General features: G+C 31.2%; 17 protein-coding genes and 1 tRNA gene. 4 read left to right on the top strand and 14 right to left on the bottom strand.

Annotated features, from left to right (window positions below; all coding sequences use genetic code 11):
• Positions 1 to 97: 97 nt before the first annotated feature.
• The 8 genes from AC2I98_RS14455 to AC2I98_RS14420 all read right to left on the bottom strand — a co-directional run bounded on the left by AC2I98_RS14455 (position 98) and on the right by AC2I98_RS14420 (position 5,391).
• Complete coding sequence (locus AC2I98_RS14455; protein WP_486412343.1) at positions 98 to 475, bottom strand: GreA/GreB family elongation factor; 378 nt, start codon at positions 473 to 475, stop codon at positions 98 to 100.
• A gap of 443 nt (positions 476 to 918) precedes the next feature.
• Positions 919 to 1,185, bottom strand: a complete 267-nt coding sequence (locus AC2I98_RS14450; protein ID WP_486412342.1) for a rhodanese-like domain-containing protein — start codon at positions 1,183 to 1,185, stop codon at positions 919 to 921.
• A 25-nt stretch (positions 1,186 to 1,210) separates the two neighbouring features.
• Positions 1,211 to 2,005, bottom strand: a complete 795-nt coding sequence (locus AC2I98_RS14445; RefSeq protein ID WP_486412341.1) for a rhodanese-like domain-containing protein — start codon at positions 2,003 to 2,005, stop codon at positions 1,211 to 1,213.
• A gap of 36 nt (positions 2,006 to 2,041) precedes the next feature.
• Positions 2,042 to 2,605: an MBL fold metallo-hydrolase gene (locus tag AC2I98_RS14440; protein WP_486412340.1), complete on the bottom strand. Its 564-nt coding sequence runs from the start codon at positions 2,603 to 2,605 to the stop codon at positions 2,042 to 2,044.
• A gap of 106 nt (positions 2,606 to 2,711) precedes the next feature.
• Positions 2,712 to 3,563, bottom strand: a complete 852-nt coding sequence (locus tag AC2I98_RS14435; protein ID WP_486412339.1) for a YeiH family protein — start codon at positions 3,561 to 3,563, stop codon at positions 2,712 to 2,714.
• A gap of 229 nt (positions 3,564 to 3,792) precedes the next feature.
• A complete protein-coding gene (locus AC2I98_RS14430) occupies positions 3,793 to 4,422 on the bottom strand; it encodes a Crp/Fnr family transcriptional regulator (RefSeq protein ID WP_486412338.1) in 630 nt (209 codons plus the stop codon).
• 2 nt (positions 4,423 to 4,424) lie between these two features.
• Positions 4,425 to 4,838: a YeeE/YedE family protein gene (locus tag AC2I98_RS14425; RefSeq protein WP_486412337.1), complete on the bottom strand. Its 414-nt coding sequence runs from the start codon at positions 4,836 to 4,838 to the stop codon at positions 4,425 to 4,427.
• 4 nt (positions 4,839 to 4,842) lie between these two features.
• Positions 4,843 to 5,391, bottom strand: coding sequence for a YeeE/YedE family protein (locus tag AC2I98_RS14420; protein WP_486412336.1), 549 nt, complete (start codon positions 5,389 to 5,391; stop codon positions 4,843 to 4,845).
• A 131-nt stretch (positions 5,392 to 5,522) separates the two neighbouring features.
• On the opposite strand from AC2I98_RS14420, the gene AC2I98_RS14415 reads away from it, so the two are divergent.
• Together AC2I98_RS14415 and lysA are read left to right on the top strand one after the other, a co-directional pair.
• Complete coding sequence (locus AC2I98_RS14415; RefSeq protein WP_486412335.1) at positions 5,523 to 6,656, top strand: MBL fold metallo-hydrolase; 1,134 nt, start codon at positions 5,523 to 5,525, stop codon at positions 6,654 to 6,656.
• A 161-nt stretch (positions 6,657 to 6,817) separates the two neighbouring features.
• Positions 6,818 to 8,029, top strand: coding sequence for a diaminopimelate decarboxylase (lysA, locus tag AC2I98_RS14410; RefSeq protein ID WP_486412334.1), 1,212 nt, complete (start codon positions 6,818 to 6,820; stop codon positions 8,027 to 8,029).
• Between the two features lie 61 nt (positions 8,030 to 8,090).
• Here lysA and AC2I98_RS14405 read toward each other — a convergent pair whose 3' ends face one another.
• Together AC2I98_RS14405 and AC2I98_RS14400 are read right to left on the bottom strand one after the other, a co-directional pair.
• Positions 8,091 to 8,342, bottom strand: a complete 252-nt coding sequence (locus tag AC2I98_RS14405; protein WP_486412333.1) for a hypothetical protein — start codon at positions 8,340 to 8,342, stop codon at positions 8,091 to 8,093.
• An 87-nt stretch (positions 8,343 to 8,429) separates the two neighbouring features.
• Positions 8,430 to 9,056 carry a hypothetical protein gene (locus AC2I98_RS14400; RefSeq protein WP_486412332.1) on the bottom strand — a complete coding sequence of 209 codons (627 nt, stop codon included), beginning with the start codon at positions 9,054 to 9,056 and terminating at the stop codon, positions 8,430 to 8,432.
• A gap of 214 nt (positions 9,057 to 9,270) precedes the next feature.
• On the opposite strand from AC2I98_RS14400, the gene AC2I98_RS14395 reads away from it, so the two are divergent.
• A complete protein-coding gene (locus AC2I98_RS14395; protein WP_486412331.1) occupies positions 9,271 to 9,654 on the top strand; it encodes a hypothetical protein in 384 nt (127 codons plus the stop codon).
• On the opposite strand, the gene AC2I98_RS14390 is transcribed toward AC2I98_RS14395, so the two are convergent.
• Both AC2I98_RS14390 and AC2I98_RS14385 read right to left on the bottom strand, forming a co-directional pair.
• Positions 9,629 to 10,810 carry an MFS transporter gene (locus AC2I98_RS14390; protein WP_486412330.1) on the bottom strand — a complete coding sequence of 394 codons (1,182 nt, stop codon included), beginning with the start codon at positions 10,808 to 10,810 and terminating at the stop codon, positions 9,629 to 9,631. The two genes, AC2I98_RS14395 and AC2I98_RS14390, sit on opposite strands and share 26 nt — an antisense overlap.
• 44 nt (positions 10,811 to 10,854) lie before the next feature.
• A complete protein-coding gene (locus AC2I98_RS14385; protein WP_486412329.1) occupies positions 10,855 to 11,277 on the bottom strand; it encodes a GNAT family N-acetyltransferase in 423 nt (140 codons plus the stop codon).
• 173 nt (positions 11,278 to 11,450) lie between these two features.
• On the opposite strand from AC2I98_RS14385, the gene AC2I98_RS14380 reads away from it, so the two are divergent.
• Positions 11,451 to 11,535 (top strand) — tRNA-Ser (locus tag AC2I98_RS14380).
• A 109-nt stretch (positions 11,536 to 11,644) separates the two neighbouring features.
• Here the strand turns inward: AC2I98_RS14380 and AC2I98_RS14375 are convergent.
• Both AC2I98_RS14375 and fabV read right to left on the bottom strand, forming a co-directional pair.
• Positions 11,645 to 13,054, bottom strand: a complete 1,410-nt coding sequence (locus tag AC2I98_RS14375; protein ID WP_486412328.1) for an amino acid permease — start codon at positions 13,052 to 13,054, stop codon at positions 11,645 to 11,647.
• Positions 13,055 to 13,364: 310 nt separating this feature from the next.
• A complete protein-coding gene (gene fabV / locus AC2I98_RS14370; RefSeq protein WP_486412327.1) occupies positions 13,365 to 14,564 on the bottom strand; it encodes an enoyl-ACP reductase FabV in 1,200 nt (399 codons plus the stop codon).
• Between the last annotated feature and the right edge of the window lie 318 nt (positions 14,565 to 14,882).

Below are 14,882 nucleotides of genomic sequence, written 5' to 3'. Positions count from 1 at the left end.
TAATGCTAGTCTTTATTATAGTACAAAATTCATTATTAATTTATAATCATAAAAAAACCGAGCAAATTTGCTCGGTTTTTTCTATTCAATTAAGAAACTAAGCGACAGTTTCTACATTTAAAATTTCATATTTTTTTGCTCCAGCTAGCGTTGGCCACTCAATTACATCACCTGTTTTATAACCAATTGTTGCCAAACCTTCATCCATTAAAATAGAATGACGATTCTTCTTAGGTTTTGCTTTTTCTGGACTAACGAAATTTAATTGATATTCTTGATTCGAATTCAATTCCTTGATCGTTACTTTTTTTCCAACCGAAACAATATTTTCAGCCAAATCGCGACGAAGAATTTGTTCTGCATGTCTCAATTCTTTTGTTAAAATATTTTCTTGTTCTGCTGTTACTTTTTTTCTTCTTAAATGGTCTTTAATTAAATCGTATAATCCTGTTGTTAATATAATATTTGTTGTCATTATGATAAATTCTTAGTTAATTTTTCAATTATCCAGAGTTGACTTTTAAAGATCCAAATACCAAATCAATATGAAAGTTTAAAACGCTATAATTTGATACAAATCTCCATCTGGAAAATTGAAATAATTGATAAATAATATAAACGGAGGTTCCCTGTTTTGAATCGTAACAGGGATTAGTTGATAAACTCTTTCGAGCGTCTTAAGAAAGTATCATCATGCAAATAAGCTAACGACAAAAACAACCACGATTGGTTGTTCCTTCTGTATATGTCGATATAATTTGCCATAATTTTCGTTACGTGTAAAAATCAAAGTTACGGTTTCTTTCTCGAGATAAAAAATATTGAAGTAGTATAAACCATATTGTCTTTGCTTCATTGAAAAAAAAGAGCTTCAACACAAGATTGAAACCCTTTTAACCAACTCTATATACTAAACACTTAAATCAAATTCCAAGGTCCGCCATTTATCGCATCAAAACCTTTTTTCTTTAGAATAATTGCAGCTTGCGCACTTCTTGCTCCACTTCTACACACTGTTACTATTTTTTTACTCAGTAATTCGTCCATTCTTGCTTCTAATTCTTGTAACGGAATATTAATAGCATCTAGATGATGTCCTACTAAAAATTCAGATTTTGTACGTACATCTAGTAACAATGCACCTTCTTTTAAATAATTTTCTACGTTTGAGTTTGATGTTAACATTTTTAAAATCTTTTTAAAAAACATACTACTTGATTAATGGTTTTTTATTCAATTTCCAATCTGCAATTCCTGCACTATAATTTTCAATTTCAAATCCTTTAGACTCTAAAAAACTTTGCGCAATTGTAGCTCTATCCCCAGCTTGGCAATGCAAAACAACTTTTTTATTGATGTCTAATTCGTTGAATCTTTTGGATAAATATCCTACGAAAATATGCTTCGCTCCTTCAATATGACCTTCTCTATACTCCTCTTCTCCTCTAACATCTAAAATCTGAACCTCATTATTTCCAATGTAATTTTGCATTGTTTCAGCATCAATGATAACAGATGATATTGACGAATTTATATTGCGTAGTAAATCTTCTGGCGTAATATATCCATAAATATTATCTAAACCGATTCGCATTAGTTTTCGAGTCATTTCTTCTACTTCACCTTCGGAAACAACTATCACAATTGGTTCTTGATAATTGACCATCCATCCCATCCATGTATTAAATGTTTTGTTGTGCTGAATATTTAATGTCCCATGCAAATGAAGATCCGAGAAATCTGTTTTTGCTCTTGTATCAATCACTTTCATTCCAAAATTCTTCGCTTTTTCAAATTCGATGTAGGTTAATTGAGTTAATCTTGGAACTTCAATTAATAATGGACGTTTTGTTTTATTCAACTTTTTCATCATGGCAAAATAAGCTGGTGCTTCTGGTTGATCTGCTAATAAATAATCAATAAAACCTTTTTCATTTTTATCAAATTGAAATGCCCAGTTTCTTATTTTTTCATAGCCAACTGTTGAACTTGCAACCGCTCCCAACGCTTTTCCACAGGCTGATCCTGCTCCATGCGCTGGCTAAACTTGTAGATAATCTGACAAAGCTTGAAACTTTTTCAATGACTCAAACATTTGCTTCGCTCCTACTTCTTTCGTTCCCACTAAACCAGCAGCTTCTTCCAATAAATCTGGACGACCAATATCTCCAACAAATACAAAATCTCCTGTAAAAATCATGACTGGTTCTGTTGTTGCAGGTGTATCTGTCAATAAAAAACTAATACTTTCAGGCGTGTGTCCTGGTGTGTGCATCACTTCAAAGATTAGATTTCCTACTTCTATTTTATCTCCATCTTTCAATCCAATATGTTCAAAATCGTATTGCCAATCTTTTCCACCTTCATTCGACAAATACATTTTTGCACCAGTTACATAAGCCAACTCTTGACTTCCAGAAAGATAGTCAGCATGAATATGCGTTTCGGCAATATGCGTGATTTTAAGATTATTTTCTTCCGCAATTTTCAAATAAATGTCAATATCTCGTTTAGGATCAATTACAATTGCTTCTCCTTCAGCCTGACACCCGATTAAATAACTTGAATGTGCTAAAGACTTCTCGAAAATGTGTTGAAAAAACATATGTGTATTTTTTTAATGGTTTAACCTTTTCTTTATTTATAAATACAAAGTTAAGTCGCTAAAAAACAATGAACAGTAACCAATGTTACAAAGAAAAGTCAACGAATTAGAAAAATTTTAAAATCAATACTAAAGATAATACTGAAATAAATATCCAAAGTAAGATACCATAAGACAAGGTTTTAAAACCTGCTTGTTTAATAGATTGTAGATTAATTAATGAGCCAATCATAAATAAAGCGACTACCATTAATTGTTTTGAAACACCTTGTAAAAAATGATAAACTTTTTCACCTTGCGGTAAATAAGTAGCAATTAGCATTGAGGCAATAAAACCTAAAATAAAATAGGGAAATTTATAAGTAGAATTTTCTTTTTTATTAAAATAACCGATGAATAAAGCTAAAGGAAAAATCCATAATGTTCTGCTTAATTTTACTGTCGTTGCAACTTCCAAGGCTTGTTCACCATATTGTTTTGCAGCGCCCACTACAGAACTCGTATCATGAATTGCTATTGCAGACCACAGACCAAATTGATATTGTGATAGATGAAAAAAATGTCCGACAAATGGAAAGATTAACAATGCTATTGCGTTCAATACAAAAACAACAGCCATTGCAATGGTTATTTGATTGGCTTTTGGTTGTAAAACCGAAGAAATGGTCGCAATCGCGCTTCCTCCACAAATAGCAGTTCCCGAAGTAATCAACAACGATGTATTCTTATTAATTTTTAATAATCGGTAGAATACAAATCCTAATACAAAAACACTTAAAACTGAAATAAAAGTAAGTAAAAAACCATCTTTACTAACCGAAACTGCTTCGTGGAGATTTAAACCAAACCCTAAACCTATGATTGCTATATTTAATAATTTCTTTGAATACCTTTTTGAGATATCTGAAAATTCATTCCGAAAAATTAAGCCATAACTAATTCCTAAAACTAGTGCCAAAGACGACTCTAAAAAAGAAAAAAATGAGAATAGCAATAAACTAAAATAAACTATACGGGCAATCATTTTGTCATTTAATAACAAAACAAATGTAAATCAGTAAATTAAAATGGTTTGTAACATTTGTTACAAATAAACACTTATACAGAATATTTTTCTAGACAAAACAAGATTAACAAAAAAAAATCTCAAAAATTGAGATTCCTTTTTATATCTTTAAAATAATTCTTTACTTAATCGTGATTTCGTTTCTATTCAGTTGAAGGAAACCTTCTTTTTCTAACGCTTTCAACAAACGAGAAATTACAACACGTGAAGTATTTAGCTCATAAGCAATTTCTTGATGCGTTTTCACCACAACTTTTCCTTTGTTGATACTCGCAACATCCAAAAGATATTTTTTTAATCGTTCGTTCATATCATTGAAAGCTAAGTTGTCAATCGCCACTAACATTTCGTCTAAACGATTATTATAACTATCAAAAATAAAACGACGCCAAGAGGCATACTTCGCTAGCCATTCGTCCATCTTATTTATCGGAATCATGACTAATTCACCATCTGTTTCGGCAATAGCTCTAATTTTGCTTTGTTTATCCCCCATACAACACGCCATTGTCATGGCACATGTATCTCCTTTTTCGAGAAAATATAACAACAATTCACCTTCGTCAAAATCTTCGCGCATAATTTTGATTGCACCATTCAAAAGAATTGGCATTCCTTTGATAAATTGGTTCAAATCAATCATAACATCATTCGCTTTAAATTCAACTAAAGATCCTAATTCATCAATTTCATTTAACAATTCGTCTTCAAATTGATATGGATAAGTTGTTTCTATTTTCTCTTTTATCATGTTTAATGTGGGATTTTGTTTCTAATTTTTCCGTAAAGAAAAGTACCAATTAATGCACCTACAATTGTAATTAAAATCGGGTAAACTCCCGCTCCTAATAATACAAATATTGGTCCAGGACAAGCTCCAACTAATGCCCAACCTAATCCGAAAAAAATTCCTCCAATTAGATAACGTGCAATTGATTTTGCTTTGGGTTGAATTACAATTCTCTCTCCATCGACATCTTTTGCTTCTTTCTTTTTCATCCATTGTATTCCAATCAAACCGACTACTAAAGCCGAACCGATAAATCCATACATATGGAAAGATTGAAAATTGAACATTTCGAAAATTCGGAACCAAGAAGCAGTTTCTGCCTTGTACATGGTTACACCAAAGATAACACCTAATATGATATAAATTAAACTTCTCATGAGATTAAAAAATTAAAGGAAATAAAACATGAACCATCAAAAGTCCACCGATAAAAAAGCCAATAACTGCTATTAATGATGGTATTTGCAAATCACTTAAACCCGAAATAGCATGTCCAGATGTACAACCACCAGCGTAACGTGTTCCGAAACCAATTAAAAGTCCACCAACAAATAATAAAGCAATATTTTTAACTGACATCGTCTCGAAAATTTCTGTTGGAGAATAAGCTTTTCCTGCACTTTCAAATCCCATTTCATTCAACTTTGTAATTGTTGCTTCTGAAATAGCAGGAATTTGATTATTTGATAAAAAATGTACTGATACAAAACCTCCGATAACTGCACCAACCAAGAATAATAAATTCCATTTTTGAGCTTTCCAATCAAATGAGAAAAAATCGCATGATTTTCCTGCTCCAAAAGCTGAACAAATTGTTCTGAAATTGGACGAAAATCCAAAACTTTTTCCAAAATATATCAGCAATAACATCACAATTGCTATAATTGGACCGCCAATATACCACGGCCAAGGTTGTAAGATAAATTCCATTCTGTCTACTTTTCTATTTTCTTTTACAAAGTTGATAAAATTAATACAAGTTGAAAGTTACAAATGTTACATTACTATTTAAGTATTTAATTTTTAAAAGCTACTTAAGAATTTTATACTTTTGAACATCAATGAAAAAAATCAATAAACGAAAAGTTTTAAAACGAATGCTTTACTTCCTATTAAGTTTGATTGTGATTCTTGTAATTGCAACTTTCGCGGTTCTACAAATGAATACATTTGGTGCCGAACCTTCTGGAAAAAGATTGGAACGAATGAAACAATCTAAATTATACAAAGACGGACATTTTCAAAATATTCATCATACGCCTGCATTGGCAGAAGGTTACGATATGAAAAAAGAAATGGTTTCATTTTTATTTGGCACAAAAAATCCAAAATTAAATCCAACAGATTCCATTCCTCATATTCAGACAGATATTAAATCAATTCCAAAATCAGAAAATGTATTTATTTGGTTGGGACACTCATCTTATTACATTCAATTAGACGGTATTAATTTCTTAATCGATCCTGTATTTAGCGAATATGGTTCACCTTTGCCAATTTTCAATAAAGCATTTAAAGGTGCAAATACCTATCATGTAAAAGATTTTCCTAAGATTGATTATTTAGTTATTTCTCACGATCATTATGATCATTTAGATTATGAAACGGTAAAAGAATTGCGTCCAAAAGTGGATAAAGTAATTTTACCTTTAGGTGTTGGTGCGCATTTTGAGAAATGGAATTATCTACCAGAACAATTAATCGAAGAAGAATGGAATGCGAGTGTAATTTTAAAAAACAATCTTAAAATTACATTTACACCAGCTCGTCATTTTTCTGGTCGAAAATTTAAACGAAATACAACGCTTTGGACATCTTATGTGTTAGAAACGCCAACTCAAAAAATATTTCTGGGTGGTGATAGTGGTTATGACACACATTTCAAACAAATTGGAGATAAATATGGTCCGTTTGATTATGCGATTCTAGAAAATGGACAATACAACGATGCTTGGAAATACATTCATGCTTTACCAACAGATTTACCTACGATTATTACCGATTTAAAAGTTAAACATATTATTCCTGTGCATGCTGCAAAATTTGCTTTAGCAAAACATGCTTGGGACGAACCTTTAGAAAAAATTATGGAGAATGGTAAGCAGAATAACTTCGATATTTTGACTCCAATGATTGGTGAACCTCTAAATTTGAACGATTCTGTGTTCAACTTCAAAGAATGGTGGAAGGATTAAATCTCATATTACCGAATAATATTCGAAATACTTTTTAATCGTTTAAATAATATTCGAAATTACTGATTTTTAATAAGTTTATTCTGAATTATCTTCAGAAAACCATTTGTAATCCGTAATTTTGGGATCTGAAATTTAACTTTAAACAAAAAATAAACAAAATGGAACTGAATAGAGAACGTCTATTAGAATTGGTGCAAAAATATGGCGCACCAATATATGTATATGATGCGAATAAAATAAAATCGCAATATGATAAGATGACAAATGCATTTTCTACAGTAAAACGTTTAAAGTTAAATTATGCATGTAAGGCAAACACAAATCTTAATATTTTAAAGTATTTCAAATCTCTTGGTTCAGGATTAGATACTGTTTCTATTCAAGAAGTAGAATTAGGATTAATGGCTGGTTTCAAACCAAAAGAAATTATTTATACACCAAATGGTGTTTCTTATGAAGAAATTAAACAAGCTATTGCTTTAGGTGTAAGAATTAATATTGATAACCTTTCGGTGTTAGAAATTTTCGGTCACGATTTCCCTAAATACCCAGTATGTGTACGTATCAATCCGCATATTATGGCAGGAGGAAATGCAAATATTTCGGTAGGACATATCGATTCTAAATTTGGAATTTCTATTCACCAATTACCGCATATCAAACGTGTAGTAGAGAATACAGGCTTACATTTAGATGGTGTTCACATGCACACAGGTTCTGATATTTTAGACATTGATGTTTTCTTACAAGGTGCTGAAATTTTATTTGAAGTTGCTGCAGAATTCAAGAATTTATCTTACATCGATTTTGGATCAGGATTTAAAGTTCCTTATTATCCAGGAGCAGATGAAACAGATATTGAATATTTAGGTGAACGTTTATCAGCTCGTTTCAATGAGTTTGAAAAAGCGTACGGAAAACCATTAACATTGATGTTCGAACCAGGAAAATACATGGTTTCTGAAGCAGGATCTTTCTTAGCATCTGTAAATGTTGTAAAACAAACAACGTCTACTGTTTTTGCGGGAATTGATACAGGTTTCAACCACTTGATTCGTCCAATGTTTTACAGTGCTCATCACGAAATTGAAAATATTTCTAATCCAGAAGGACGCAGCCGTTATTATACGGTTGTAGGATACATCTGTGAAACAGATACGTTTGGATCGAATCGTAAAATAAATGAAATTAGCGAAGGTGATATTTTATGTTTCCATAATGCAGGAGCGTATTGCTTCTCTATGGCTTCTAACTACAATTCGCGTTTCAAACCAGCGGAAGTCTTGTTAATTGACGACAAAGATTATTTAATTCGTCGTCGCGAAACTATTCAAGATTTGATCGCTACCACAGAAGATATAAAATTCTAAGCTCAGAATTTTTATATATTTTTATAGTATTTTAAAGCTCAATCCAAGGATTGGGCTTTTTTTATTTCCCTAATTTCAATGGCTTGCTAAAAAACATCTCATGTACAACACTTCTTACTAAATTTTGTCCATATGTTTTTGAATCATCATATTCATAAGGAATTCTTTTCTCAACTGGCTTTAAAGGAGAAACATCTTGTTGTTGATTTGTATAATTTTTAAAATAATCTTGCATCAATTCATTATTCTTTTCGAGCGATAAATCTTGCGAATACTTAAAATCAAAATAGCCAGATTGTTGACTAAAATTCATCAACAACTTATTTTTTAATTGATCATTCTGAGCAACTTCTTGTGCAAAAAGAGCAATTGGAAAGAATAGAAATAGTATTATTTTTTTTCATTTTATTTTATCTAATAAAAAGTTAAACATTTCCGAGACAGAACTTACTGCAGAATTATAATCAGTAATAAACTTAATTATTATGGAAACAAAAACAGATATCAATTCAACTAAAATTAATCCTACGGGTATCAATAAAAACCACCAAAATTTTACTTTAATTTTTTGTTGATATTTACTAAGTATTATTTTTATTGCTGGTAAAAACCGTTCTCTATAATGATATAAAATAACAAAAGCTAAAGCTATATATGTCAACAATCTATGTCTAAATGGAATTCTCATAACATCGGGCATAATAGTTTCATCTATAATCAGAATATTAAAAGTAATTACTATAAACATTAACGTTCCAATAATTACTGTTCGATTAAAAACTAATAATAAGGCACAAATTATTTGAGAAATACCAATTATAAATTTGAATGGTTGATGATCAAATAAATACCATCCAACTTGAAATAATGATAAGTCTTTTAAAGGTGTTAATAATACTTCAGGAGATACTCCAAACTGATTTTCTGTCAACTTGGTCCAACCATAGCCTAAAAATAACCTTATCATTGAAATTCTGACACAAATAATAAAAAAATCAAACCATTTTGATTCTAAAAAACTCTTCATATTTAGCTAATCATAGGACTAAATATAAGAATAAACATGATATTAATCTCCTCTATATCAAATTGAATAAAATAATTTTGTAAAAACTTGTTCGGGTAATGGAAAATAAAGACAAACGAAGTCCAACTCAAAAAATAATAGACGATACATTTTTTATATTTCTTGCGATTTTGGGTGTTTTTTGTGTCTTAATTATATTGTTAGTTGTGTAAGTATGAAATTATTCGACCCTTATTTTTGCTTCTATTTATTGAGTTGGATATTCATCAAACTTACTCGTCTATATTCTATAGAAATTGAGTATCTCAATCATTATTTAACTGATATTTTTGCAGTTCCTGCCATGACGCACTTGGGAAGTTATATCATTTCGAAACTAAAATATAACGGACAATTGTATATTTATCCAACAAGTTATTTGATTATTACAGCACTTGTTTTGAGTATTTTATTAGAAGTCATAATGCCTAAAATATCAAATGATTATACAGCTGATTTTTTTGATAGTATAAGTTATTTTGCTGGAGTTATTTTCTATCTAAAAATCCATAAACCATACTTGATTCAAAAAACTAATCTTCAGACTGTTCAGTCTTAAAGATTTTCATTCTTCCAACCATAAAAATCATAATCAACCCAAAACAAGCAAATAGCGCATACGAAAACCTCAAATCAAAAGCTTCTGCAATATAGCCTATCAACGGTGGTCCCATCAAAAATCCTAAAAAAGAAATACTCGAAACCATTGCCAATGCAACACCTGGATTTACATTTTTATTTTTTCCTGCAACACTATAAACCGTCGGTACATTACAAGCAACACCTAATCCAACCATCATAAAAGCGATGGTAGATACTATAAATTGAGGAAAAAACACCGAAAGCATCAAGCCAGAAAACATCAATACACCACTTAATTGCATAATACGCTGCTTTCCATATTTACTGATAAAATAATCACCTACGAATCGTCCTGTCGCCATCATCACCATAAAAGAAGCATATCCCACGACAACTAAGTTTTGAGGCGCTTTTACAATATCTTGAAAATAAACTCCACTCCAATCAAACATCGCTCCTTCTGTTGCCATACTTAGAAAACCTATAATTCCGAGTTGAACCAAAATAGCATCTGGTTTAGAGAAAATTGATTTCTTTTCTTTAATTTCTGTTGGAGTAGAATTGGCCAAATATTTTTTATTAATTAACCAATTCAGGACAATTAAACCATAAACAATTACAAAATGATAAAATGTATTTACATGTAAATTCATCATCAATAAACCAATCAAAGCCCCCGTAAAACCAGCAATACTCCATGCTCCATGAAAAGATGACATAATTGATTTACCATATATTTTTTCTACCTCAACGCCTTGCGTATTCACCGAAATGTTACACATATTTCCAACTACACCAAAAAAGAACAAAACTGCTCCTAATTGATAAAAGTTTTGCGCTAAACCAATACAACAAAGAATTAAAGGATAAATTAATACAACAATTTTTAATACATTTTTACTTCCGAATTTAGCAACTAACTTACCCGAAAGTGCCATTGTACACAATTGCCCAATTGGCATCAATAAAAGTAATGTTCCCAATTGACCTTCTGAAATTCCTAAATCTGATTTGATTGTTGGAATTCTACTTGCCCAAGACGAAAATGCTAAACCTTGTGAAAAAAAGAAAAGCGAAACGGCGAAACGAATACGATTTTTTTGAGTAGATGATAATTCGATCGATGAATGCATGGCTAAAATGTAATAATCTGCAAAGTTAATGCACTAATTTCAAACTATAAACTCAAATGTAAGATTGGATAATCTTTTTCCTCTTCATCTTTTTCAGATCGTGAAACTATATGAAAGCCTTGACTCAAATAAAAATCTACTGCTTGTTTATTCTGTTCGTTTACATCAACTGATTTTACATTCAATTCTTGAATCGAAAATTCTAACAAAGCTTTTCCAATTCCTTTTCTTCGGAAATCGTTGTGAATAAACAACATTTCAAGATTATGCTCTGCCACACCTACAAATCCTACTAATTGACTTTTAATTTCAAAACCATATAAAGCGACATGCGGAAAATAATTAGGTAAGTTTTCTTTATAAAATTCAAAATCCACTTCTGTTAAAAAATCGTGTGTATGCAAAACCGAACTTTCCCAAATTTCTCTCAATCTCGAAAAATCATCATCTTCTACCCTTCTAATCATCTTAAAAATTAATCGTAACAAAGATAAATACTACTATTTGAAATTTTTTTAAAAAATATTCAACTGATAATCATTTTGTTAAAAATTATTTTAAAAATAATTGTTTTTAGAGTTTGGAAAAACGAAAAAGCGTTCTATATTTGCACTCGCAATACGGCAATAAACGCTGTGTTGGAGAGTTGGCAGAGTGGTCGAATGCGGCAGTCTTGAAAACTGTTGAGGGTCACACCTCCGGGGGTTCGAATCCCTCACTCTCCGCTAAAAGCTTCAAACATTTGTTTGAAGCTTTTTTTATTTAATTGAAATGAATAAAAAAATCCTTTATCTAAAAGACAAAGGATTTCTAAAAACTCAAAACGATGATTTCCTAACCATCAACTTTACTATGTTGTTTTCCGTAGAAAAAGTAAATACAAATTCCAATCACTAACCAAATTAAAAGTCGCCACCAACTTTCCATCGTTAATGATGTCATTAAATAAACACATACAATTATTCCCAAGATTGGAACTAAAGGAACCAATGGCACTTTAAACTTACGTTCTGCATTTGGCATTTTTTTGCGCATTACAATTATTCCAATACAAACCAATGTAAAAGCGAATAAAGTTCCGATACTTACCATATGTCCTAAATCTTTGATTGGTACAAATCCTGCAAAAATGCTTACAAAAACCAAAAAGAATAAATTGGTTTTCCAAGGTGTGCGAAATTTTTTGTGAACATCTGAAAAGAAAGAAGGTAACAATCCGTCATTACTCATGCTATAAAACACGCGACTTTGTCCTAATAACATCACTAATATAACTGATGTATAGCCTGCTATAATTGCTAAAATCAACACACTTTGCAAAAATGTATAACTTGTTACTGCAAAAGCTGTAGCAGCTGGAGAAGCATCTCCTTTAAAAGTTTGATAAGGAACCAATCCTGTCATTACCCACGAAAATAACACATACAAAATCGTACAAATCACCAAAGATCCCAAAATACCAATCGGCATTCCTTTTTGTGGATTCTTTGCTTCTTGTGCGGCAGTAGAAACCGCATCAAAACCTACAAAAGCAAAAAACACAACTGCTGCTCCTGCTGCAATACCAGGCATACCACCAAATTGAGTTCCTGGAATGTTTTTAGGTATAAATGGAATATGATTTTCAGGGTTAATATGACTCCATCCCAAAACAATAAAAACGATTACCACACTTACTTTCAAAATAACCAAAATATTATTGATAATCGCAGATTCTTTTGTTCCTCTTATTAATACTAATGACAACAAGCACACGATAAATATTGCAGGTAAATTAATCATTCCTCCATCAGCTGGTGCATGTAGTAATTCTTGAGGTAAATGAATATTAATTCCTTGCAAAAACTTATCGACATATGCTGACCAGCTCACACTTACGGTTGCCGCTGCTAAAGCATATTCTAACACCAAATCCCAACCAATAATCCAAGCAATAAACTCTCCCATCGTTGCATAAGAATACGTGTAAGCACTTCCTGCAACTGGAATCATTGAGGCAAATTCGGCATAACAAAGACCTGCAAAGGCACAACCTACGGCTGCTAATACAAACGACAAAGTAACTGCTGGACCAGCATGATCTGCTGCCGCAATTCCTGTTAAACTAAATAATCCTGCACCAATGATTGCACCGATTCCCAAAGCGACCAAAGCTCCCGAAGATAGAGATCTTTTTAAACCACCTTCTGTTTCTTGCGAATCTTCTATTAATTTCGCTAATGGTTTAATTTTCCAAATTGACATAAAAATACATGTGTTAAAACTTGACGAAATGTAAAGTGTTTCGGATATATTTTTAAGATTCGAAAAATAAATTTTATATTATTTAGATATATTTCTAAAAGAAAACTTAAAACTTAAGAATAATATAATTTAAAACAATTATTAAACTGTTTTTTTTTAAATTATTCATAAAAATAGATTTACATTTTTAACAAAACCAAATCCAATAAACTGAATGAATACGAATAAAATTATTTTTTACTTATTTTATTGAGACAAAAAAAGCCTCGAAAAAATTTTCGAGGCTTTATATGATTATAAAATTCTTGTCTTAAGAAATACTTGGAATTGTTACCAATTCGTCAGTTTCTGCTTCATAATCGATTTGGTCATAATTGAATCCAAATAATTGGAAAAACTCATCACGATAACCTTTAATATCTGAAATTTCGTTGATATTTTCAGACGTTACAATTTTCCACAAATCATCAACCTCTTTTTGTACATCTTCGCGCATTTCTAAATCATCGATTCGAATACGTCCATTTTCATCTAATGGAACTTCTCCATTTGCTGTATATAAACGCTCCTCGAATAAACGTTGCATTTGCTCGATTGTTCCTTCATGAATCCCTTTCTCTTTCATCACTTTGTACAACAACGAAACATACAATGGCACAACTGGAATTGCCGAACTTGATTGTGTTACCAACGCTTTATTTACAGAAACATAAGAAACACCATTCAAATCAGCTAATAATTCATTGATTACAGGTACAGTTTTTTCTAAATCGTTTTTAGCCATACCAATAGATCCATCTTTATAGATTCTATGTGTTAATTCTGGTCCAATGTAAGAATAAGCAACTGTTTTTACCCCTTCAGCTAAAACACCAGCAGCTTTTAAATCTTCCATCCAAAATTTCCAATCTTCACCTCCCATTACCGCAATTGTATTATCAATTTCTTCTTGAGATTCAATCGGATTAATTGTAATATCCGTTACACTTGCAGTATGAAAATCTACTGTCTTATTCGTAAAAGGTTCACCTATTGGTTTAAGAACTGAAGAATATGCTACTCCTGTTTTAGGATGTGTGCGACGTGGAGAAGCCAAGCTATACACCACTAAGTCTACTTGACCTAAATCTTGTTTGATTAAATCAATCGTTTGTTGTTTAATTTCATCAGAAAAAGCATCGCCATTGATACTCTTAGCATATAAACCAGCTTCGTGCGCTTCTTTTTCGAAAGCAGCCGTGTTATACCAACCAGCAGTACCAGGTTTTTTTGGAGCAGCAGGTTTTTCGAAGAAAACACCTATTGTTGCAGCATTATATCCAAAAGCAGCTGTAATACGAGATGACAGACCAAAACCTGTCGAAGCTCCAATTACCAATACTTTTTTTGGTCCTTCGGCTAATATATTTTTTGATTTTACGTACTCAATTTGATTGTGAACATTTTTTGCAGTACCCTCTGGATGAGTTGTAATACAAATAAAACCTCTTGTTCTTGGTTGAATAATCATTATACTTAATTTAGTTGCATAAAATTATAAAATAAATTCAATATAACGAAACCTTCTTTTTTGATGTGATCAACAAAATTTAACAAAGATATTTTAGGTTTAATATATTCATTTTATTATATTTACAATTACTTACTACTAAACCTATTACCTATGAAAGATATACACATAGGCTCTTTGATCCAAAAAAGAGTTGAAGAATTGGAAATTGATATATCCAGAATAGTCGCTTTCTTTAAGACTTACACAGAAAGTGATATAAAAAATCATTACAAGAGTAAAACAATTTTAACAGACGATTTATTAAAATAGTCGAAG

Source organism: Empedobacter sp. EJD.6dd, from assembly GCF_057369435.1.
This window is presented reverse-complemented; position numbering and strand designations above follow the sequence as displayed.